Source organism: Serratia sp. SA088 (genome assembly GCF_049065515.1).
Classification (GTDB): Bacteria; Pseudomonadota; Gammaproteobacteria; order Enterobacterales; family Enterobacteriaceae; genus Serratia; species Serratia nematodiphila.
In genome coordinates, this window is sequence record NZ_JBAKGW010000014.1 from 47,170 (window position 1) to 69,877 (window position 22,708).

A 22,708-nucleotide genomic window follows, 5' to 3' on the forward strand; every position below is an offset into this window, starting at 1 on the left:
TGTTTTTTTTCTTTAGCATATGGGAAAAGCCTAAAGTGGAAGAGAAGGTTCTGGATTCTTGGTTACGATCGTGAAGATTAGCTTGCCGTCACCGGTTTCAGCCATAGTTGCCATCAAAGGAGTTTCTTTGCTGATCTTTTCCAGGGCCGGCTTGATAAACGTTCGCTTCATCTCGGCGAAGTTATCGCGCTGAGACTGAGGGAGTTGATACCGTTCTGCTAGCCAATCCGCTGTGGTGATCCAGATCCCGGACTTTCGATACTGGCACAGGCTTTCGTACAAACGGATAGCCCTTACACTGTTGATGCGGCCGCAATCATAAAGGTTGTAAGTCGTAAATTGGCTGCTTAGATCTAGTAAATACGGCATTACCTTGTTGTTAAACTCAATGTTCCATGACCCCCTGCCACGCTTCAAGCCTGCCTCTGCAAGCCAGGGCCGTTTACGTTCTTCATATTCGCCATCCGAAGGGAAAAAGGTAACTGAACTATTGGAAAGCGCGTCAATCCCCTTCCTAACATCAGTGCTAGCTGTTGCCTGGCTAACCTTAAACAGACGCTGATAATCTGCGACCCTAACAGTGAAAGTGCCAGGATGATCGTCTTGTCTGTAAGTCTCCATAAGGCACAACCATAGAACTCTCTTAGCCTGTAATGACAGATAATAGGCAGCTTCCGTTAGCTCGTTTGATTGAGCTATGGCAGGTCTACTAGTTTTTACAATCCCTTTATTTTCAGTCATATATAATTCTATGGGTGGTTTTTATTTCTCCCATAGTTACATTCGTTTTATGTCATGGTCAAGGCAAACCTTTGGTGATTCCCACACCTGAATTAACTTTAGGTGTTTCCCATACAAACTTTAGCTATTTCCCACACCAACTTAAGGTTTAACCCATAATAACTTTGGCCGTTTCCCATGTTTGCTTTACCTGTTTCCCATATTGACAGGCCTGAGAGGCAAGTGTGACAAGGCTTTGGAGCATGCCTAAAAAGCATTTAAAATCTAAAAAAACAAAAAAAGCTTTAAAAAACATTGCTGTGGATATGTGTATATCTAAACTATGGGAAATACCTAAAGTTTCCTTCATAGAACTGCAGTACCTCCCACCGGTTACCCGGCGGGCCCCAAATCTCTACCTCAACAACGCAGATCGTGCCTCAAAACCCCATGGTAGCTCTTTTTCTGTAAGCCCAGCATCGCAACGGCTCGTTGCGATCTAAGCTCTTATGGTGCGTCCGGCTTCGAAAAAAGACTGGTCTTAGCAGGAGGGGGGGGGAGGATCCTTTAAGATCCTCTATAAGCCCCGATTTGTGTGCTGACGGTGAAGTAGAGAGTTATTTCTGGCATACGACAGGTTGGTTGTTCAGTCCGGCGACTGTCTCTGCCGTTTCATCTTCCAGCCGTTGACTCGAGTGGGAATACCCTGCCAGGCTAACTACACCGGCGCCCGGCCGTCCTTCCCTTGAGCTTAGCTGTCGCCTTCATGCGATTATGCCAGTTTGGCAACAGGGATATCCTGGAGTCGCGTTGTGTAGCGTGGTGACAGCATTTCTCGGCGCATTGCCCAGGCTGTATTTGTACCCTGGCCGGCAAACCAGACTTTCCCCAACCCAGAGTGATTTATGCCATCGACCGCTTTCATCAATTGTTCGCTACCGGCGCGCGGTGGATGTTCGTCGAACAGATCGATCTGCCCGGGTTTGTCACAGAAATCGTTAAGCATTATGCCCGCTTTTTGATAGCGAAAACCGTCACGCCAGATCACATTGAGGGCTTTCACAGCCGTCGCAACAATGTCGCGGGTGTCTTGCGTGGCCAACATAAGCTGAACGCTGTGGCTGTTGGCGTAATAAGGCTCATGAGGTGCAAATGGGCTGGTTCGTGCAAACACCGAAATGTGTCGGCAATATTGCTTCTCTCGGCGAAGTTTTTCGGCGGCCCGCTCGGCGTACTGACACACCGCCTGGTGCATGTCCTGCAGCTGCGTGACGCGCTGGCCAAATGACCGGCTGACGATGATCTGCTGCTTTGCCGGCAGCGCATCGATCGAAATACACGGCACACAGTTCAGTTCACGCACGGTGCGCTCGAGCACAACCCCGAACGTCCTGCGCATCAACGCCTGGTTGCTGTCGGCAAGCTGCAGTGCAGTCGTGATCCCCATCGCCGCCAGCTTTTTTGTCAGCTGGCGCCCACATCCCCACACGTCGCTGACCGACACCAGTGCCATTAACCGTCGTTGCCGATCGCGGTTTGTCAGATCAACGACGCCGCCGGTAGCCGGCCAGGTTTTTGCGGCGTGATTGGCAAGTTTGGCAAGGGTCATTGTCTGGGCAATACCGATCCCGCTGGTGAGCCCGGTTTGCTGAAGCACTGTATCACGCACTCGACGTCCGTATTCTTCGAATGACTCTGTGGCATCGATGCCGGCAACGTGAAGAAATGCCTCGTCGATGCTATAGATCGTCATCGCCGGCGCGAGGGATTCTAAAATCGTCATGCAGCGTGCCGACATGTCGCCGTACAAGGCATAATTGCTTGAAAATACAGTTACATTTTGATTTTTAATGATTTCTCTGGCCTGAAAAAACGGCATGCCGCGTTTCAGACCGAGCTTTTTTCCCTCGCGGTTGATTGCCACCAGGGCGCCGTTGTTGTTCGAAAGAACGGCCACTGGACGCCCTTTCAGATCCGGACGGAAAACCTGTTCGCAGGCGCAGTACATCGAATTGACATCGGCCAAGAGAAACATGATCACCCTCCGAATGAGTGCAGGGCGTGGATCACCACTCCGAAAATTTCCAGTTCTTCGGGGTAAATTGGGCTATAGGCTGGATTCATCGGCGCCAGACAAACCCTAGGGGTCAGCAGCAGCCGCTTGACGGTAAACTCACCGTCGACCGCGGCGATCACGATGCTGCCATGCACGGGTTTTTCAGCCCGATCGACGATCAGCAAATCCCCTGAGAGTATGCCACCATCGCTCATTGACTCGCCCGTTGCGCGGATGAAATATGTGGCGGCCGGGTGTCGAATAAAATCATTTAAATCAATTGATTGTTCAATATAATCGTCGGCAGGGCTGGGGAAGCCTGCCGGGCATGGTGTCCCGTAGAGTGGGAGTTTTACAGGTTGGACTGGTGAAAAAAAATACAATTCTCGCGTGTTCATAATAGGCATAATTTATCTGTATATATATACAGTAAATCATAAACGAAACGTGCAGCCATGCAAGCCTGAAACCGGGTCTCGTAGCGCGATCCGACGTAATATAATAATTTTCTGAGTGATTTTCTCTGCAGCTTTTGACGTTCTTCATGTGTGTTTGCACACATGATATCCACCAAAACTGTGGATAACGCGCCGCTCAGACCGTTGGTGCCTCGATGGCCTGGATGAGTGAGGGATTGTCATTGCGAACGGCGCCCACAGCCGGCGAGACCGGTTGCCAGGTGAAATCCTCCGCCTGCAGGCTGTACACGTCAGCCTGCATATGGCCAGAGGGCGGAACTAAGCTGGTATTGAGCCAGTCGCGCGCGGCGGCCGGTGGCAGCGCCAAAGGGCGCCTGTCATGAATATCCGCCAGACCGGCATGACTGGCGGCCGTGATAATGACAAAGCTGCTGCAGCCGTCGCTATCTGCTGCGTACAGCGCCGCAAAGAACAGCGGCTGGCGATCGGCGCCACGGATAAAATAGGGCTGCTTCAGCCGCGGATTCTCCGTCGACTTTTTCCATTCGTACCAGCCCGACGCCGGCACCAGCGCGCGGCCATGCTTCCAAAGCGGGGCGAACATCCGGCTGTTATCCGCGGTTTCAACGCGGGCATTGATGAGCGGCGGTTTTCCCTGTTCGCGCCACCATGCCGGTGCATAGCCCCAGTTAACTGGTGTTAGCTGCAGCAGGCCGTCGTGGTGATGAAACACTGACACTGGCGTGCCTGGGGCGACGTTATACCGTGCATGCCAGTCACCGGCGGTACTAACCGGTGTATCAGGCGCCAGGGCGGCGAGAAATTCGTCGCGGCTATGGAATTGTGCGAAACGGCCACACATAGGCAGGTGCTCTTGTTGTCGACATGGCCAAAGTATAGCTTCAGCGGCGTGGCAGGAGTTTATGCAAAGAGTTAATGTTGTAAGCTTTTGAAAATGTTAAATAAGTACAAATAATGCGCATTATGTTAAATATGCTGGGTTTGTAGCTCAACTATACGGTATCTCAGTGACTCCCGGTCACTTCATTATATCCTTAGCTCATATAAGTCCGGTAGCTACTTGTCGATCGGACGTGCGATCCAATAACTCGAAGAACATGGTGTTGGGGTTTGACGGTCAATGATGTAAAAAACCACGTTAAGATTGTAATTTATTGTTTATAAATAAATTTAATTATCCTATCCACCCCTTTTGAATCTTTCTCTGTACTGTGATTAATGACACAAATGCGAGTAATTCTCATCTATTGACTGGCTTTTCTGATTGCTTTAGTATGCTCATGCTGTATATATAAACATTGTTATATATACAGTACTTTGTTGCCTAAAAAACTGAAAGGAGATCATCAATGGTAAATCATCCGGATAGTGTCACTTATGATGCATTTAACTGTAACAGCGGTAAACCGCACGAACCCAATACTCACTGGGATGCCAGTACCAATGCTTGGGAATGGAATGACCTTAAAGTTAATACAGGAAGCACACCGGGGATATTTTCTGACGATGTGAAGGAAGCTCTGGAGAATAATATCTGCCTTATCTGCGGGAAAAAAAACTGTCCATATATTAAAAATAACAAAGATTACCAGAAACTCACTGATGCTATCAAAAGAGGTGATACAGCTCAGGCGAAAAAAATTTATGTCACGAGATTCGCGCAGCTGAAGGGACAGAGTGCTGGGGCGGTCAACCTCGGTTTGCAGAAAGCCCGTGAAGCACGTAAAAATGGATCTTGCTCAGGTACTTATAATGGAGCTTTTGATTCAAAGCGGGTTATTGCTGCTCCAGGGGTGTGGAGCGAATGGACTGAGCTTGAAGGGTTTAATGGAAGTTTAGAACATCCACAACCATCCACAATAAACTTTTCCCCCTCATCAAATATGGAGTCATCTTTCGACGTAGAGATTAAATATCCTGAGCATGATAAGATGAAAACAGTAACAACTATGGGGCCGGGTTCTTATTCATTTACAGCTACAGGAGCAGGAGTTTCTTATGTCAGGGTGAAATCTCATTCTGCTCCTGTAACCGTAACGGTAGATTTCCCTAAAAGAAATTAATATTCCATATTAACAATAGGTAGAAAATCCATCATAGCTCTAGAGGCTGTGCACCATATGCTCATGATCCTAACCGCTCACTAACTTTTTGATTATCCTAACAGGACTGAGAGACCATCAATTGGCCTTTCAGTCCTTTTATATTTGGTTTACCTATAAAAGGAAAGTATATCTTCAGCAAGCTCCTTATTGCTTACAGACATCCTAAAACCATTCTCAGTTTTTAATTCACTAGCAATATAAGCATCGATTAATAAATTTCCATTTAAATAAGTAAACAATCTTTTTCCAATATTTTCTTTTATTATATTATTTAATTTTTGCGAGCAATCTTCAGTGTTTTTCAATCTTAAACTCACAGAGTATATTTCTTTAGAGTTAAACACATAAGGATCCACTCTTACTCCCGCAACACACTTTTTACTTAAGATAAATTCATCACCACTACTCATATATACAATTTTGTTTTTTTTACTATCTGCGCATCCTGCCATGATAACTGATAACATAGTTATTATTATCATCCTGACCACTTGTCGATTCATTCCCCCTCCTGTCCATTGGCTATATTATCGAAAATTTATCCACACTCACTTAAACACTCCCCACAATAAAGCCAAATTCAATCGCAGGCAATCAATTTAAACCGGCTGAGTATCTGAATTGCAGTCATCTTTCGTCACTCATCGCAGCCTGAAAGCCCGGAGCAACGGGGTAGGTCTGCAATGTTTTTTTCAGCCTGAAATAGGTGGCTCTTGATATGCCTGTCTTTTCCATGACTGCCTTAAATGTATGTCCTTCGCGGATCATCGTCTGCGCAGAAGACGTTGCTGAATGTGGTTTTCTGCCAAAACGGACGCCGGAGGCCATTGCGGCAGCCCGACCGTCATTGGTCCGCTCCAGGATGCGTTCGCGTTCCGCTTCTGCCACAGCGGCCAGGATCTGGATCACCATCTTTCCCATCGTACCTTCAGTACTCAGACCGTTTTCCAGAAAACGAATGGCGATGTTCTTTTTATAGCAGGCGTCGACGATGCGGATCATGTCAGCCGTGTTACGCCCGAGGCGATCCATCTTCGTGCAGATGATGATGTCATCTTTTTCGGCCCGGGCAAGCAGCCGTTGTAACCCTTCCCGTTCGTCGGTGGCTCCTGTCATCATGTCGGTAAAGATACGATCTTCTCGCACACCGGCATTTTTCAGTTCAGTCACCTGGCGCGTCAGCTTCTGGTGACTGGTTGATACCCTAGCATAGCCCAGTAATGCCATTTTTAGTCTCACTTATCGTTTTTGATACCCATGGTATCATAAGGCACGAAATACGATTTTTGACACCTATTTCCGCGCCGGTTTTGACGGGTATCAAATATCATAATATATGATACCTTCATAAGGATTATGGAACAATGAATCGCGAAGGAATGTACCGATGAACGCTGATTTTCTCACCGACAGCCAGGTTCAGAATTATGGGCGTTATGCCGCCGAGCCAAATGAAGTCCAGCTTGCGAGATATTTCCATCTTGATGAACGTGATCTGGATTTTGTTAATCAGCGCCGGGGCAGGCATAACCGGCTTGGAATTGCTCTTCAGCTCACCACAGCCCGGTTTCTGGGAACATTCATCAATGATGCCATGCAGATCCCCGATGGCGTCCGGCATTATGTGGCGGCACAAATGGGTATTCCCCGCCCGGAGATATTGTCCCGTTATGCACAGAGAGAGAACACGCGCTGGGAGCATCAGGCGCTCATCAGGCAGCACTATGAATATCATGATTTTGGCGACCAGCCCTGGTCATTCCGGCTTAAGCGCCTGCTGTATGTCCGTGCCTGGCTCAGTAATGAACGTCCCGGCCTGATGTTTGATTTTGCCACAGCATGGCTGCTTCAGCACAAGGTGCTGTTGCCCGCCGCGTCCACCCTGACCAGGATCATTGGTGAAATCCGTGAGCGGGCAAATCGCCGCCTGTGGCGAAAGCTGGCATCTCTGCCTGACAGCTGGCAGACCGCACAACTGGCAGGGTTACTTGAGATCCCCGAAGGGCAGCGGGTGTCGGTTATGGAGCAGCTACGCAAAGGTCCTGTAACGGTCAGTGGGCCGTCTTTTACTGAAGCGCTGGAACGTTATACCCGACTGAGAAACCTGGAATTTTCCCGGCTGAATTTTAGCGGGCTGCCGGCCATACAACTGCGTAATCTGGCCCGCTACGCCGGCATGGCATCAGCAAGGTATATCGCCAGAATGCCGGAAGCACGGCGGCTGGCGGTGCTGACCGCATTTGTTAAAGCGCAGGAAATATCAGCCCTGGATGAAGCCGTTGATGTGCTTGATATGCTGATCCTGGACATCGCCCCTGAGGCAAAGAAAACGGGGCAGAAAAAGCGGCTCAGGACGCTGAAAGATCTCGATCGGGCAGCACTGCTGCTGGCGCGGGCCTGTGCGCTTCTGCTTGACGAAAATACTGATGAGAGTGCGTTGCGAAAGACCATATTCAAAAGCGTGCCGGTCGCCAGGATTGCGGAGTCTGTTGATAAAGTTAATGAGCTGGCCCGCCCGCATAACACAAATTTTCAGGATGAAATGGTGGAGCAGTACGGCCGGGTGAAGCGCTTCCTTCCCGCGCTTCTGCGCGACCTGCACTTTTGTGCTGCTCCTGACGGTGAGCATACCCTGGCTGCTGTCCATTACCTTACTGAACTGAATGGTTCGAAAAAACGCATACTGGACGATGCGCCTGAACACATCATCACCGGCCCCTGGAAACGTCTGGTCTATGATACTGATGGCCGGATACAACGCGCCGGTTACTCACTGTGCCTGCTGGAACGTCTTCAGGATGCACTGCGTCGTCGTGATATCTGGCTGGAAAACAGTGACCGCTGGGGCGATCCGCGCCGGAAGCTGCTTCAGGGCAGGGAATGGCAGGCTCAGCGTGTGGCCGTCTGTCGTGCGCTGGGACACCCCACTGACGGCAGAAAAGCGGTACAACAGCTGGCAGCGCAACTGGATGAGACCTGGGAAACGGTATCGCGTCGCTTTGACTGTAACGATGCCGTGAGCATCTGTCATGACGGTAAGTATCCTTCCCTGACCGTCAGCAGCCTGGAAAAACTCGATGAGCCGCCTGCGCTGATACAGCTGAGCAGCCGGGTGAAACAGCTTCTCCCGCCCGTGGATTTAACCGAACTGCTGCTCGAAATCGACGCCAGAACCGGTTTTACCCGTGAGTTTACGCACGTCAGTGAATCAGAGGCCAGAGCAAAGGATCTTCACGTCAGCCTGTGTGCTGTTCTGCTGGCTGAGGCCTGTAATATCGGACATGAACCACTGATAAAACACAATATACCGGCACTGACCCGCCACCGGCTCAGCTGGGTGAAACAGAATTACCTCCGGGCAGAAACACTGGTCAGCGCCAATGCCCGGCTGGTTGATTTTCAGTCGACGCTGAAGCTTGCCGGCCACTGGGGCGGTGGTGAGGTGGCTTCAGCTGATGGCATGCGCTTTGTCACGCCGGTGAAAACGCTCAACGCCGGACCGAACAAAAAATATTTTGGTTCAGGACGTGGCATCACCTGGTACAACTTCATTTCAGATCAGTACACCGGGTTCCACGGTATTGTCATTCCCGGCACATTACGCGACTCCATTTTTGTGCTGGAAGGCCTTCTGGAGCAGCAGACAGGGCTGAATCCGGTCGAGATTATGACGGACACGGCCGGGGCCAGTGACATTATTTTTGGCCTGTTCTGGCTGCTGGGATATCAGTTTTCTCCGCGGCTGGCTGATGCCGGCGAAGCCGTATTCTGGCGGATCGACAAAAACGCCCATTACGGCGCACTGGATGAACTGGCAAGAGGATGCGTGGAGTTACCCAGGATTGAAAACCACTGGGATGAAATGATGCAGGCATCCGGTTCCCTGAAACTGGGCACCATCCACGCATCGGAGCTTATCCGTTCTCTGCTCAGAAGTACCCGCCCGTCAGGGCTGGCGCAGGCGATCATGGAGGTCGGGCGGGTCAACAAGACATTGTACCTGCTTAATTATATCGATGATGAGGATTATCGCCGCCGTATTCTGACGCAACTGAACCGGGGAGAAGGCCGTCATGCTGTGGCCAGGGCCATCTGTTACGGTCAGCGCGGCGAAATCAGAAAGCGCTATCGTGAAGGGCAGGAAGACCAGCTGGGCGCGCTGGGACTGGTCACTAACGCTGTGGTGCTGTGGAACTCACTCTACATGCAGGAAGCACTTTCGCATATAAGAACAACCACGGGCGAAACACCGGATGATGAACATATTGCCCGGCTGTCACCGCTGATGCACGGGCATATCAATATGCTGGGGCATTACACATTCACGCTGCCGGAGGATATTCTGAAGGGAGAGCTTCGCCCTTTAAATGTTAATATAAACAATGAAGTATCTTCTTAACGTGGTTTTTTACATCATTGGCCGTCAAACCTCTTAACCGAAGCGTTCGACGCGGCGCAGGCGTTGATGTTGAAACGACTCGAAAGCGTCACCCTGGCAGAGTTAGCCAGTGATTTTGAATGCCGCTATCTGACGCGTTGAGTGTGTCTGTGGGAGCGGGCTGAGGGCCTATCGATGTCTGCTCCTGACCTAAACCGGTCAGAACTCCTGTTTCCCCGGGCGCTTGCCGTTTTAACTGAACCCCGTGAATCAGGATCGATGGCCTTGGACAGCATCTGGCTGTACGGACAGACCGGATCGCCAATCCGGCGAAAAAACCACCCGCCGAGCAGGGCGGCATGGCTGCCAGCGGCTGATGACGTTCTTCTGACGCGCATGTGCTTTTTGAGTGAACATGATCTCGCGCTTATTAATAAACACCGCTGACCCGAAAACCGCTTTGGCTTTGCTGTTGACGGTAAACTTGCCATCGACCGCGGCGAGCACGATGCTGCCATGCACGGGTTTTTCAGCCCGGGGTTCTACGCCGGAACCGCCGAAATTTCCGCCCTGGGGTTCTACGCCGGAACCCCAGAAAATTCCGTCACCAAAGCTAAAGACCTACTGATTTGCATGACTTTGAATAAATTACAGGTTGTGTGACATGATTTGGCGTCAAATTAGTTGTTTTAGTGATCGTCACTCAACCGGTCGTTTATGTGACAACCCCGCCAACCCTGGTCGCGGAAAAATCTAGGTTTCCGGCGTAGAACCCCGAGATGAGAAGATCGAAAGACCGGCGGCAGCTGACGCCCGTCGAACCGCCGTCGGTGGCCAAAACACTGTATGTTGTGTTAAAAGACAGAATCACTATACCATATCTGGTATACTCACAGGAGTGGGAGCTACGTCTGTGGCGGCTCGGCTTTCCTCGCGGAAAGCCGAGCCGGAACAAAACAGCAAGAAGATGGACAACAAGCGAAAATCCTTAGGGAATATAAGATGTATCGGTAAGCGATTACTTTACCCGTTTCGTTGCTGGCGGTGAGGGAAAAACGCAAGGAATGTGGTAGAGCCAGGCCTTGTGCCATCCTGCTCTCACAAGGGTATTAATACCGGGGATGGAATGCTAAGAATTATTATTAAATGTACTCAAAACTTGTCACATAAAAAATAAGGCATGGACAGTTCATTGAACAAGTAGGCTTGTCCATTAATGGATGTGATACTCACATAGCTTATATTGGATACTTCACCAAGGATAGCGAACCTCTTGCTTAATGACGTGGGGAGGCTATCATCATTCCTTTTATTTGTTTTTAGACGTGTAACGGCATGCACGTCTTTTTTATCCAGTTTTTTGTAAGAGATATTAATTTCACGGTCAACGATGTAAGTTTTATCATCTGCCGATAATTCACCTTGTAGTACACTAATCCCATAACCATTCTTCTTTATAAATGTGGTTATTTTTATTTTTAATTCCGAATTTCTTCCATCTTCTGTCATTTTCCGTGCTGTGTACTCCCCGCTGCACCTGAGCTCAATCACGGGTTTATGATAATAAATATGATAGGTTGCGGTAGCCGCAAAGCCTATGACTAAACAAGAAAATATAAATAGGTTTTTTTTCATCTTATATATCTCCGATATTATTTATCGAACGGCAGTTTTTATAATCTCCGTTTTTATCCAACATGCAGGAACCTATAAAATCGGTTTTAAACACTTTGTTTTTTTCACCACGTGCTTTGAAAAATACATCAGTTTCTTTTTCACAATCAAAATTTTCACTGGATAAAATTGGAGCGAGCTCGTCCTTTGTTATACTGTAGTTACTTAATGTATATGCGTTGCATTTTTTAAATCTATAAACGAAGGTTTTGCTTTCTTCTTTTACAATTGATTTTTTTATGTCGAACGTCGCCTCATAAATAATGTACGCGATAAGCAGTAAGGCTAAAACAGAAAAAGCTAATTTTTTTAATGGAGGTATTCCCCAATTCTTTTTCTTCAGGAGGTTATTACCGACAGGGCTGTGATGATTAATGTAGGGATCAGGTTCTTTATTGGACTGATTACCATCCGGGATGACGGCAACGTTACCATTAAACCGAAACCCGACTTTGTGAATGGTGGTAATGATCTTTGGATCAAGACCCATGTTCGCGAAGGATTTTCTTAGTTCGCTGATAGTGACATTCAGGCTATTGTTAGAGCCAGAAAATCCATAATCTTCCCACACTCTCTTTAATAATTCCTCTCTGTGCAGGATCACATCTCTGTTTGATACCATCTCTAATAGTAATCTAGCGGCTTGGTTTGAAAGCGTTAGTTCTGTATTGAGATCGCTAATCATTACCAATGCGTTGTCCGAGGGGGAAAATATAATAGTTGTTTCTATCGAGTATCTCAATGCCTTAATCTCCTACTATTACAGTAGTTATTACTGCAAAAAACGGTAAGATATTTATATATAATATTGGAAAATAGCATGTACCAATAGCTATGTCACTTTTTAATAAAAATCAAATCTCTGTTTTTTTTGCTGTTTTGGTTGAAATTTGGTTGTTTTTTATTATAAATAAATTTTTTGTGGTATAAAAATCTTTATTTTTTGCAAAAACAGAATAATGTTTTGTTTAGATTTCTGTGCTGATACTATGTTTCTCGTTATCAAGGCGTGTCTCTTCCTATGCGTTGTAAGCCGTCTATGATGGCACACCTGCTTAACTAGGGTCTTAAATCGGGCGGGCTTTTCTTTTGTTATTAATATTACGTTAAAAGGAACTTTTAACATGAAACTGAATAAAATCATGATGGCGGCTGTAATGGCTTTCGGTATGTCTTCTGTGGCTGCGCATGCAGCAAATCAGGGGCAGGGTACTGTGAACTTTTCTGGTTCCATCATTGATGCACCTTGCTCCATTTCTCCTGAGTCTGTGGACCAAACAGTAGAACTGGGCCAGGTTTCTAACGCCTTGCTGAAAAAAGGTGGTAAGTCGACACCTAAAGCTTTCACTATCAATCTTGAGCATTGCGAATTGGAAAAGGGAAAAAATAATGTCTCTGTAACTTTCAGTGGCGTTGAGTCTACTGACGGTATGCTGAGTATTTCCGGTGAGGCGTCTGGCGCCAGCGTCGCGATTGCTGATGCCGGTGGTAAGTTGATCAAGTTGGGTGAGGCGAGCCCGCTGGTTGGTGTTAACGAAGGTAACACCGCACTGCGCTTTACTGCTTATCTGCAGGGTGATGGTGCTTCTGCCGCAGTGGTTCCGGGCGACTTCACTGCCGTAGCCGATTTCACCTTGGCCTACCAGTAATAATGTAGCCGTTATTTTGTAACGTAATTTGGCATGTGGGGATTTCCTGCATGCCATCCTGAAATACGTGGAAAATGAGGCATGGATAATGCGCGTGTGTTTTTTTATCAGAGTGTTTGCTTGCATGTTTATCACTACTGTAACGCCTTCCATTGCGGGGAATACCTATTTGGGGTGGGGGGCGGTAAATATGCAAGGAGCCATTGTTGATACGGCTTGCGCTATCGCTATTGAAAGTCAGGATCAATCCATTGATATGGATATTGTTCCTGTTTCCGATATTAACCGCGACGGCCAGGGGCGTGCTAAACCTTTTTCCATCGAACTGGTTAACTGTGTGGTTGAGCGTCAGGAAGGTAGAAAGGCGGACTGGAAGCAGTTCCAGATAACTTTTGACGGTGATGCGGAAGGGGATTTATTTGGCGTGCGCGGCGAGGCATCAGGCGTTGCCCTGCAAATTACAGATAAGGGTGGAAATATTGTCGCGCCGGGTCGGCCACTGCCGCGTGAAGATATCACATCAGAAAATATGCGACTGAATTATTACATTAGTCTGGTTGCCAATCAGCATACGTTGAAAGTCGGCGAGTATTTTTCGGCGGTTCGTTTCAAACTGGATTATTTCTGACTGGGGCCGTTACAGCCCTGCGGTATAAAAATAGGTTTAGGGATATGAAAGAGTCACATGCTGGGAAGCTGACGCGTTTTCAGGTCTTGAGTTTGTGTATTTCTCTGGCATTGGGAACGCCGTCCACGGCTGTGTATGCTACCGGAGACATTCAGTTCAATACCGACATTTTGGATGTGCATGACCGAGATAATATCGACCTGAGTCAATTTTCCCGCGGTGGCTACATTATGCCGGGTACTTACGGCATGGTGATTCATGTCAACAAAAATGAACTGCCTGAGAACAAGGTGCCGTTTTATGTGCCAGAGGACGATCCCAATGGCAGCCGGGCCTGTGTCAGTAAAGTGCTGACAGCCCAGCTGGGGCTAAAAGAGGCGGTGATGAAAGACCTGACCTGGTGGCACCAGGGCGAGTGTCTGGATGAGGCCAGCATTCCGGGGATGGAGGTGCGGGGCGACCTGGCTACCTCCGCACTGTACCTGAGCATTCCGCAGGCGTTTCTGGAATACACCGCGGATAACTGGGATCCGCCGTCGCGCTGGGACGAAGGTATCCCGGGGTTGCTGTTTGACTACAACGTCAACGCCCGGACGCAAAAACAGCTCAAGACCGGCTCCAATAGCTACAACCTGAGCGGCAACGGCACCGCAGGCGCCAACCTCGGCGCTTGGCGCCTGCGTGCCGACTGGCAGGGGAATATCGACCACCAAACAGGATCGGGGCGGGCGACTAGCAAAAAGCTGGACTGGAGCCGGTACTACGCCTATCGCGCCATCCCGGCCCTGCGCTCGAAGCTGACGTTGGGAGAGGACTACCTCGATTCGGGGATGTTCGACAGCTTCCGCTTCACCGGGGCCAGCCTGGTGTCGGACGACAACATGCTGCCGCCGAACCTGCGCGGCTACGCGCCGGAAGTGGTCGGCGTGGCGAAGACCAACGCCAAAGTGGTCATCAGCCAGCAGGGGCGGGTGCTGTATGAGACCACGGTGGCGGCCGGGCCGTTCCGCATTCAGGACATCAACGACGCGGTCAGCGGCGAGCTGAACGTGCGGGTGGAAGAGCAGGACGGCAGCGTGCAGGAGTTCGTGATGAACACCGCCAATATCCCGTACCTGACGCGGCCGGGCTCGGTGCGCTTCAAGGTGGCGGCGGGTAAGCCGTCGGACTGGCAGCACCATTCGCGCGGGCCGCTGTTCGGCACTGGCGAGTTCTCCTGGGGCATCAGCAACGGCTGGTCGCTGTACGGTGGCGGTCTGGTGGGCGGCGATTATAACGCCCTGTCGCTGGGCCTGGGGCGTGATCTGATGGCGCTGGGCGCCCTGTCGTTCGATGCCACCCAATCGCAGGCGCGATTGCCGCAGGAAGACGGCGCGCTGGGCGGCGGTTCGTACCGTCTGAGCTACTCGAAGAACTTTGACGAGTACGACAGCCAGGTGACCTTCGCCGGCTATCGCTTCTCGGAGCGGAACTTTATGAGCATGAGCGAGTTTCTGGATGCCAAGTACTACGGTAGCCGGACCGGCGGCGGCAAGGAGATGTACACCATTACCTTCAACAAGCACTTCCGTGACTGGGGGTTGAGCACCTACCTCAACTACAGCCACGAGACGTACTGGGACCGGCCGGCGAATAACCGTTACAACCTGACGCTGTCGCGTTATTTCGATGCCGGCTCATTCCGTAACGTAAGCCTGTCGCTGTCGGCGTACCGCAACCAGTATAACGGCACCAACGATGACGGCGGATACCTGTCGCTGTCACTGCCGTGGGGCAACAGCGCCTCGGTGAGCTACAATGCTACCGTGAAAGGCAGTGAGGTGACGCACGGGGCGAGCTACTACGACCGGGTTGACGAACACAGCAACTACCAGCTGAGTGCGGGTCATTCACGCAGCGGGGCCAACCTGAGCGGCTATTACAACCATGAAGGCGATAAGGCACGGATGAGCGCCAACGCCAGCTACCAGGAAGGGCGTTACAGCGCGGCGGGGATGAGCCTGCAGGGTGGGATGACGCTGACGCCGGAGGGAGGAGCGCTGCATCGCGCCGGCATGCCTGGCGGCACGCGGATGCTGGTAGACACCAAGGGCGTGGCCGGGGTGCCGGTGCGCGGCTACGGCAGCACCAGCGACACCAATGCCTGGGGCAAGGCGGTGATTGGCGATGTGAACAGCTATTACCGCAACAAGGCGAGCATTGATTTGAACAAGCTGGGCGACAACGCCGAGGCCACCAAATCGGTGGTGCAGGCCACGCTGACCGAAGGCGCTATCGGCTACCGCCAGTTTGACGTGATTGCCGGCGAGAAGGCGATGGCAGTGATCAAGCTGGCGGACGGCAGCCAGCCGCCGTTCGGCGCCACGGTGCTGAACGCCCGCAAGCAGGAAACCGGCATCGTCAACGACGGCGGCAACGTCTTCCTGAGCGGCATCAACGCCGGCGAATCCATGGCGGTGCACTGGAACGGCGCGGCGCAGTGTGAAGTGCGGATGCCGAGTCCACTGCCGGCCGACATGTTAATGAACAATTTACTGTTGCCGTGCCACCCGCTGAGCGTGAGCGGCGACAAGCAACCCTGAATTGAGGAGTTTTACCATGATGAAATTTCATAACACGGTCGGCCTGCTGGTCACTACCGCGCTGTTGACCGGCGCACTGGCCCCGGTGGCACAGGCGGCGATTGCCCTGGACCGCACGCGGGTGATTTTTGACGGTAGCCAGAAGTCGGTGAGCCTGAACATCAGCAACCACAACAAGCAGCTGCCGTACCTGGCGCAGGGCTGGATTGAGGACGAGCAGGGCAACAAAATTCAGAGCCCGTTGATGGTGCTGCCGCCGGTGCAGCGCATCGAGCCGGGCAAACCGAGCCAGGTGAAAATCCAGGCGTTGCCGGTGGTGAAGACGCTGCCGCAGGACCGCGAGACGGTGTACTACTTCAACCTGCGGGAGATCCCGCCGAAGAGCGACAAGCCAAACACCCTGCAGATCGCGTTGCAGACGCGCATCAAGCTGTTCTTCCGCCCGGCGGCGATTGCCATGGCGAAAAACGCCCCGGCACCGCAGGAGCAGCTGACGTTGACCAAACAGGGCGATAAGTACGTGGTGAACAACCCGACGCCCTATTACGTCACTCTGGTGGATGCCAGTACCAAGAAAGATGGCCCGGGGGTGAAAGAATTTGAGCCGATGATGGTGCCGCCGAAGGGCAAGCTGCCGCTGACGGTGAACGCGGCCCGCGTGGGCAATAGCCCGGTGCTGACCTACATCAATGACTACGGCGGCCGTCCGCAGCTGAGCTTTAGCTGCAATGGCAGCACGTGTGCGGTGGTGCCGGATAAGAAGGCGTAATCCCTTCGGCAACCCTGACTGCCCGGTTGATACCGGTTAACAGCACGGCCATGAAGTGAGAGCGCGGAGGACATATGGCAAAGAAATACACCAACACCGTGGAGTGCGCCTACTGGCTTGGTGAACTGCGCTACTACGGTACCTTGGGGGCGTTGGCGCTGATGACGCCGCTGAGTCTGGGAGCGATCATCCTGTTGCTACCACCATCGCACGCGGCGGATAACTGGGCGGTGGACGGCGCCAGCGGCACGTTGTATGTGCACGGCGCGTTGACGGAAAGCGCCTGCCGGTTGGAGATGACCAGCGCACGACAGGATATCGCGCTGGGTGATATCGGCACTGGTCGTTTGGCGGGAGTGGGCGCACGGGGCAAGCCCGTCGGGTTCGAGCTGCGGCTGACCGACTGCCTGCGCAGCCCGGCGGGGCGTCGGGATGTGCGCACCGGTGGCATGGCCTGGGCGGATAACCAGCCGGCGGTGACGGTCAGCTTCCGGGCAATACGAGATGCGGACAACCCGCAGCTGGTGAAGGCGCAGGGGGTCTCCGGCCTCGGGCTGCGGCTGGAAGATGGCCAGGGTCAGGACGTGCGGCTCGGCAGCAGGGGCAAGCCGCTGCTGCTGACGCCGGGGCAAAACACCCTGCGTTATACCGTGACGCCGGAGCGCACCCCGGCAGACCTGGCGGCCGGCTACTACCAGGCTGCGGTGGATTTCCACCTGAGCTATGAATGAGGTGGGCAAGGATGAAAGAAAATCTGATTAGGCAAGGGTATGTGCGCTGTGGCCTAGTTACCTTGTGCGCAGCCATGCTGGGCGCGCCGACGGTTACGCTGGCGGAGAGAAGGGTGACGGTCAAGGTAACGGTAGTGACGGCACCGCCATGCACTATCAACGGCGACAGGGTGATAGAGGTGGATTTTGGCGATGTGATCGTGCCGCGTGTTGATGGCAATCAGTATCTGAAAACGGTCGACTATAGTTTGGAATGTAAGGGGCAACTGGCGAATGCCATGAAACTGGCCGTTCAGGGGATCCCTACCGCCTTTGATAACACGGCGCTGCAAACCAATGTGATGGACTTTGGCATTGCATTGCGGGCCAATGGCCAGCCGCTGGCGATAAACAGCTGGATGAATTTCACCTATCCGAACAAGCCCACGCTGCAGGCGGTACCGGTAAAACGGGCTGGGGCTGATTTGCCGGGCGGTGAGTTCAGCGCCGGTGCCACCTTGATGGTGCTTTACCAGTGAGGGGAATGACAATGAAGGTAATGTACTTATTCACATTGGTTGCTGCCGGAGTGAGTGGTTCCTCGGCGCTGGCGGCGGAGAATATGAGCTTCCGGGGTACGCTTTTGGAGCATCCCCCGTGTGAAATCAACGGCGGTCAGCCGGTGGAGATTGATTTTGGTGAAGTCGGGGTGAACAAAATCGATGGTGAAAACTACGCCCAGACCTTCACGCTTACCTATGACTGCGAAGGCACCAGTACCGACAAGGTTCTGCGTTACCTCGGCAATGCCACCGCTTTTGACACGGCGGCGGTACAGAGCAATATCCCGGATTTTGGTATCCGACTTATGCATCGAACCCGTGAAGGCGTGACGAATGCTTTCGAGGTGGGAAGCACTTTGCCGATTGCGTCGAGTGTGGGGAGCTCGACGTTTGTTGCCACTCCAGTGAAAAAGGCGGGGGCCGAGCTGCAGAAAGGTGCATTTACCGCCGGCGCGACGTTGCAACTGGATTATCCGTAGAGAGGCATTATGCATATCAAAAATGTGGCATGTGGCGTACTGCTGATGGGGGTCGGAGGCATGAGTACGGCGCTGGCGGTGAGTTCTCCCCCAGAGATCAGCCTGAAGTATACCGGTAGCCTGGTGGCGGAACCTTGTGTTATTGAGCCGGGCGATGAAGAGATTCGGCTGGATTTTGGTGCCATCATCGACAAGTACCTGTACCTCAATACCCGCACGCAGAGCAAGTCGTTTGAAATCCGCCTCTCGGAGTGTGATCTGAGTATCGGCAAAACGGTGAAGGTGATGTTCCAAGGGACGGAAAGTATTGAGCTCCCCGGCCTGCTGGCGGTAGACAGGAAAGGCATCGCGATAGGGCTGGAAACGCTGGAAGCCAAACCGTTGCCAATTAACAAAGAAAGTGATGAGTACCCGCTGCACGCGGGCAACAGCCTGATTGCACTGAAGGCCTATGTGCAGGGGGAACCGAGGGCAATTACGGATAAAACCATTGCGCGCGGACCGTTCAGCGCAGTAGCGACATTCAGCCTGGAGTATGAGTAACCAGACAACATTTCGCGTAGGTCATATCATTCAGAGGCAGGAAACTCATGATTTTAACGACCGGGGAAATATTGGATCTCGTTAATGAACTAACGATGTTTGCGCACAAACACTAAATGGAGTTTAGCATGTTAATAAAAATTATGTTTCATATTAAATGTAACGATCGTGCTGGCTTATAGTAAAGTATCTTATGCTGGAGAATATCCTTTTATTAAAGAAATAAAAACCTATGTTGGAATACTTGGGGTGGCTAGCTATACAATAAAACAAGGCATTGTATTGTTGGATGATGCAGGATAGCGTATGTCGCGATCTTTGCCGGCAAAGGTTGTATTACAGCGTTGATGCCGATTCGCTAAGTCTACGTATTAGGTCACGCTTAACTACCGTGAATGCCGAGGGGGGGGTTACCATGCAAACCGGATTATTACCGTGTCTCCGTGGTAGGCGGTTCAGTGAAAATAGTACCTCTCGGAGGAAATTGTATTCTGGAATTCTATTGTCATAGGCAGAGCCGTATTCTGTGATAAAAAATACGCTTGTACCGTGGATTGAGTCTCATTCATAATTTGGATTTGCGATAACAATGGCATTATATTTTCTTGGGGGTTAGCGTCTATTTTTATATTTTATTGTCAGTGATGATTTTAAACCTAATTAGGTATCGCTCTTCATTGTTGCTATTGCTTTGGCATTTAAGCGTTCCACGTAGAGCTATGGGTCATCAATATACACTAATAGTGTTATGGGTTTATGGCGTCTGACGCCCCTATTTTCTAATTAAATCCGTGTGTTTATTTCCCGACGATGCGTTCGAAATAAGTTGGGGACAGCAGCGGCCATGAGGCTCGATGATGAGGAGCAGAATGATGCCCGAGATGACCGTCGCCATTTATGACAGCAACCGATTTTTTGCCCTGGGCGTTCAGCATATTTTACGGGCCTCTTTTGCTGCTCGTGGCTGGATGGTGAATTTCGTTGCTGCGGAACGGAGCGTCGCCGCTGATTTTGTGATGCGAGACGAGTCCCATTTGGAGGGAGTCTATCCCTGCCGTGTTTCTGCGAACTATTCTCAGGCGCGCACCACGATGATTGTGGTCAGAGAGGCGACTCTTAACCGGCGGCGACCACAGATATATTGCAACGGCGTGCAGGGAGCATTGACCCGTCGTGATGCGCCTGCGGCGCTGGATAAGCTTGTTGAAAGGCTGATAAGCGCACAGGGGCAGATGCCGGCCATGGCGGTGGCATGCCGACATTGCCGGCCGCCTTTCACGGCGCGTGAACGCTCGGTGTTGAGGGGATTTGCCTTGGGAGTGGACCCTGCCCACATCGCTGGTCTGTTGAATATGCATGTCAAAACCGTCAGCACCCATAAACGCAGCGCTATGCGCAAGCTAGGCTTCCAGCTCAATACCGAATTGTACCACTGGCTCCGGCAGGGTGGGTTGAATGATGAAAGGGGAGAGCCATTGTGATGTTACCTAAATTATCTGGCAGATCATTCACCGTGGCCATATTGGCCGGTTGCATTATGTTGCTGAGTGGTTGCGGGGGGGCAAAGCGCGCCGATGTGACGGTGAAAAAGAACGTTGTCGGGATGCCTGCGGATACCCCGCGTGCAACAGAAGCAACCAACGTCGTTCAGTCAACGCCGGAAGCGGCCAGCCAGGAGTCTGCGCGCTTAACGGCCTGCCAGCGGGAGCTGGGTATCCTGAAAGGGGTCAGCCCGGAAAAGTACGCGATTTACAAACGGAAGTTCGACAGCCTGATGGGCGGGGCGGCGCAGTATGCCGGGCTGCGTAATCAGGTCAATCCGGGCATTCAGGAAACGGTGGATGCGCTGTACCGCTACAAGGTTAACCGCCTGTGTGCGGAGGTCGGGCAGGTGGCGCTGACGGCATTGGTGAAACGGGGGGAGCAGCTTGAATGACCAGGATGGCACGTTCCCGCTGTCTGCTGCCGCTGCTGCCGTTTTTCTGGCTGGCGGAGCCGGTAAGGGCCGATGACGGAGTGCCGGCGTTGTTGCGCTTCGCCGAGCAGTACCACAGTCAGGCGCTGTCGGGCGATAAAGCGCCTTTGTCGGAGAAGACGAGCGCGAACGTTGCCCCGGTCACTTCGGGGGAACTGGCGTTGCGGCAGGCGTTAACGGCTCACGAGGCGCAGCTGGCGCGGCAGCGGGCAACACTCCAGGCGCAGGAAAGGCAGTTGGGATTGTTGAATAAAGCGTTAAATCAGGCGCAGGCACAGCTGCGGGAACAGTCAGTTCTGAAACCTGCCGAGAAAAACGCCGATGCTCGGCACACTAAGCCGGCAGACTTTACGCCGTTGATGCAGCTGGTCGCCCGCTTGCGGCAGGCGGCAGGTGGTACACCGGATGAAGCGCGAGCGGCGGCTCTGATAAAGGAAGCGCGTGTGGAAACGGCCCAGGCGCAGGCTGCACTGAGCAACAGTCAGGCGCAGGTGCGAGCACTGGAAGCGCACATGGTGGTGCTGAAGCAGCGCCTGGGTGTGAAAGAAAGGCAGGTGGAAAAAATGCGTGATGAAGAAAAAGGCATTCATGAAAAAAACGTGAGTGATCTGAAAGCGCAGCTCGATGCGTTGCAACGGTTGCGGGGTGAGAGTGATGCACGTGTGGCGACGTTAGAGCAGGAACGCTTGCATCTGCAGGAAGCCACCAAACAGTTGCGCGAGCGGGCGAAATTTCTGGCCAGACCGGAGGCGCTGAAGCAGCTCTCAGGGCAACAGAACTACGCGGCAGGCGCCGCGCTGGGGCGGGAAATTATCGAGATGCTGGATGAGCGAAAAGGGTGGGGGGTTGATGCTGATCGTCAAACCATTCTAGCGGGCGTTATCGATGCTTTTATCGGGCAGTACCAGTTGACCCCTGACGTGCTGGACAAAGCGTTGGCAGAATCGGAGGTGCTGGTCAACAAGGCACGGGTAAAAGCCGGTGCGACGCAGAAGAAAAAGGGGCAGGACTTTGTCGCCGGTTTCAAAAAGCTAAAGGATACCCAGCAGTCGCCGTCGGGCTTTTGGTACCGGGTGGGATATGTCGGTGACAGCACGATCGCAGCGGATGCGATTGTTGACGTGGTGGTCAAAGAATCGCTGACGGATGGCACGGTGATCCAAGATATGGATTTGAGCGGCAAGGTGCTGTCGCAGCCTCTTGAGGCCTATCCGCCGTTATTCCGGGAGGCTATTGGCTACCTGCGCAATCATGGCTCGGTGACCCTGGTTGTGCCGCCGGAACTGGCATATGGCGAGGCAGGCTATCCTCCTAAAATTCCGCCACACGCCACCATGATTTATGAGCTGCGTGTAGAGGATGCAAAAGCGTCGGCGGGTAAATAGGGCGCGACATGAGCGAATGTCGCGCTGCAGGTGAAATAACATCACCCATAAC

The 22,708-nt window shown here is 51.9% G+C and carries 23 protein-coding genes; 13 read left to right on the plus strand and 10 right to left on the minus strand.

Annotated features, from left to right (window positions below):
• Window positions 1-30: 30 nt before the first annotated feature.
• The 5 genes from ACOWVD_RS24190 to ACOWVD_RS24210 form a co-directional block, all read right to left on the minus strand.
• On the minus strand, window positions 31-741 hold the full coding sequence (locus ACOWVD_RS24190) for a replication initiation protein (protein ID WP_334274186.1): 711 nt from the start codon (window positions 739-741) through the stop codon (window positions 31-33).
• Window positions 742-889: 148 nt separating this feature from the next.
• The gene (locus tag ACOWVD_RS24195) at window positions 890-1,090 is read right to left on the minus strand and encodes a hypothetical protein (RefSeq protein WP_421105884.1); all 201 of its coding nucleotides are present in this window, start codon (window positions 1,088-1,090) and stop codon (window positions 890-892) included.
• A gap of 402 nt (window positions 1,091-1,492) precedes the next feature.
• Complete coding sequence (gene umuC / locus ACOWVD_RS24200; RefSeq protein ID WP_421105885.1) at window positions 1,493-2,755, minus strand: translesion error-prone DNA polymerase V subunit UmuC; 1,263 nt, start codon at window positions 2,753-2,755, stop codon at window positions 1,493-1,495.
• Window positions 2,756-2,757: 2 nt separating this feature from the next.
• Window positions 2,758-3,174: a translesion error-prone DNA polymerase V autoproteolytic subunit gene (gene umuD, locus ACOWVD_RS24205; protein WP_421105920.1), complete on the minus strand. Its 417-nt coding sequence runs from the start codon at window positions 3,172-3,174 to the stop codon at window positions 2,758-2,760.
• A gap of 196 nt (window positions 3,175-3,370) precedes the next feature.
• On the minus strand, window positions 3,371-4,057 hold the full coding sequence (locus tag ACOWVD_RS24210) for an SOS response-associated peptidase family protein (protein ID WP_334274188.1): 687 nt from the start codon (window positions 4,055-4,057) through the stop codon (window positions 3,371-3,373).
• Window positions 4,058-4,565: 508 nt separating this feature from the next.
• On the opposite strand from ACOWVD_RS24210, the gene ACOWVD_RS24215 reads away from it, so the two are divergent.
• Window positions 4,566-5,279 (plus strand): colicin Z family toxin, encoded by a 714-nt coding sequence (locus ACOWVD_RS24215; RefSeq protein ID WP_421105886.1) that lies wholly within the window; start codon window positions 4,566-4,568, stop codon window positions 5,277-5,279.
• Window positions 5,280-5,428: 149 nt separating this feature from the next.
• Here ACOWVD_RS24215 and ACOWVD_RS24220 read toward each other — a convergent pair whose 3' ends face one another.
• Both ACOWVD_RS24220 and ACOWVD_RS24225 read right to left on the minus strand, forming a co-directional pair.
• The gene (locus tag ACOWVD_RS24220) at window positions 5,429-5,824 is read right to left on the minus strand and encodes a hypothetical protein (RefSeq protein ID WP_421105887.1); all 396 of its coding nucleotides are present in this window, start codon (window positions 5,822-5,824) and stop codon (window positions 5,429-5,431) included.
• Window positions 5,825-5,948: 124 nt separating this feature from the next.
• The gene (locus ACOWVD_RS24225) at window positions 5,949-6,548 is read right to left on the minus strand and encodes a recombinase family protein (protein ID WP_421105888.1); all 600 of its coding nucleotides are present in this window, start codon (window positions 6,546-6,548) and stop codon (window positions 5,949-5,951) included.
• 160 nt (window positions 6,549-6,708) lie between these two features.
• Here ACOWVD_RS24225 and ACOWVD_RS24230 point away from each other — a divergent pair, with 160 nt between their 5' ends.
• Complete coding sequence (locus tag ACOWVD_RS24230) at window positions 6,709-9,720, plus strand: Tn3 family transposase (protein ID WP_421105889.1); 3,012 nt, start codon at window positions 6,709-6,711, stop codon at window positions 9,718-9,720.
• 249 nt (window positions 9,721-9,969) lie between these two features.
• Here ACOWVD_RS24230 and ACOWVD_RS24235 read toward each other — a convergent pair whose 3' ends face one another.
• From ACOWVD_RS24235 to ACOWVD_RS24245, 3 genes are all read right to left on the minus strand, one after another.
• Window positions 9,970-10,221: a hypothetical protein gene (locus ACOWVD_RS24235; protein WP_421105922.1), complete on the minus strand. Its 252-nt coding sequence runs from the start codon at window positions 10,219-10,221 to the stop codon at window positions 9,970-9,972.
• Between the two features lie 630 nt (window positions 10,222-10,851).
• Complete coding sequence (locus tag ACOWVD_RS24240) at window positions 10,852-11,334, minus strand: hypothetical protein (protein WP_421105890.1); 483 nt, start codon at window positions 11,332-11,334, stop codon at window positions 10,852-10,854.
• A 1-nt stretch (window position 11,335) separates the two neighbouring features.
• On the minus strand, window positions 11,336-12,058 hold the full coding sequence (locus ACOWVD_RS24245) for a winged helix-turn-helix domain-containing protein (RefSeq protein ID WP_421105891.1): 723 nt from the start codon (window positions 12,056-12,058) through the stop codon (window positions 11,336-11,338).
• Window positions 12,059-12,497: 439 nt separating this feature from the next.
• Between ACOWVD_RS24245 and ACOWVD_RS24250 the strand changes: the two genes are divergently transcribed.
• The 11 genes from ACOWVD_RS24250 (at window position 12,498) to ACOWVD_RS24300 (ending at window position 22,656) form a co-directional block, all read left to right on the plus strand.
• On the plus strand, window positions 12,498-13,022 hold the full coding sequence (locus ACOWVD_RS24250; protein ID WP_421105892.1) for a fimbrial protein: 525 nt from the start codon (window positions 12,498-12,500) through the stop codon (window positions 13,020-13,022).
• Between the two features lie 124 nt (window positions 13,023-13,146).
• Window positions 13,147-13,650: a fimbrial protein gene (locus tag ACOWVD_RS24255; protein WP_421105893.1), complete on the plus strand. Its 504-nt coding sequence runs from the start codon at window positions 13,147-13,149 to the stop codon at window positions 13,648-13,650.
• A gap of 44 nt (window positions 13,651-13,694) precedes the next feature.
• Window positions 13,695-16,232 (plus strand): outer membrane usher protein, encoded by a 2,538-nt coding sequence (locus tag ACOWVD_RS24260; protein ID WP_421105894.1) that lies wholly within the window; start codon window positions 13,695-13,697, stop codon window positions 16,230-16,232.
• Window positions 16,233-16,251: 19 nt separating this feature from the next.
• On the plus strand, window positions 16,252-17,001 hold the full coding sequence (locus ACOWVD_RS24265; RefSeq protein ID WP_421105921.1) for a fimbria/pilus periplasmic chaperone: 750 nt from the start codon (window positions 16,252-16,254) through the stop codon (window positions 16,999-17,001).
• Between the two features lie 74 nt (window positions 17,002-17,075).
• Window positions 17,076-17,732 (plus strand): fimbrial protein, encoded by a 657-nt coding sequence (locus ACOWVD_RS24270; protein WP_421105895.1) that lies wholly within the window; start codon window positions 17,076-17,078, stop codon window positions 17,730-17,732.
• Between the two features lie 11 nt (window positions 17,733-17,743).
• Window positions 17,744-18,250, plus strand: coding sequence for a fimbrial protein (locus ACOWVD_RS24275; protein WP_421105896.1), 507 nt, complete (start codon window positions 17,744-17,746; stop codon window positions 18,248-18,250).
• An 11-nt stretch (window positions 18,251-18,261) separates the two neighbouring features.
• On the plus strand, window positions 18,262-18,753 hold the full coding sequence (locus ACOWVD_RS24280; protein ID WP_421105897.1) for a fimbrial protein: 492 nt from the start codon (window positions 18,262-18,264) through the stop codon (window positions 18,751-18,753).
• A gap of 9 nt (window positions 18,754-18,762) precedes the next feature.
• A complete protein-coding gene (locus ACOWVD_RS24285; RefSeq protein ID WP_421105898.1) occupies window positions 18,763-19,296 on the plus strand; it encodes a fimbrial protein in 534 nt (177 codons plus the stop codon).
• Window positions 19,297-20,168: 872 nt separating this feature from the next.
• Window positions 20,169-20,777, plus strand: a complete 609-nt coding sequence (locus ACOWVD_RS24290) for a helix-turn-helix transcriptional regulator (protein WP_421105899.1) — start codon at window positions 20,169-20,171, stop codon at window positions 20,775-20,777.
• Window positions 20,778-20,878: 101 nt separating this feature from the next.
• On the plus strand, window positions 20,879-21,232 hold the full coding sequence (locus ACOWVD_RS24295) for a hypothetical protein (protein ID WP_421105900.1): 354 nt from the start codon (window positions 20,879-20,881) through the stop codon (window positions 21,230-21,232).
• Window positions 21,229-22,656 carry an FKBP-type peptidyl-prolyl cis-trans isomerase N-terminal domain-containing protein gene (locus tag ACOWVD_RS24300; RefSeq protein WP_421105901.1) on the plus strand — a complete coding sequence of 476 codons (1,428 nt, stop codon included), beginning with the start codon at window positions 21,229-21,231 and terminating at the stop codon, window positions 22,654-22,656. Before ACOWVD_RS24295 ends, ACOWVD_RS24300 begins: the two co-directional genes overlap by 4 nt.
• Window positions 22,657-22,708: the final 52 nt, after the last annotated feature.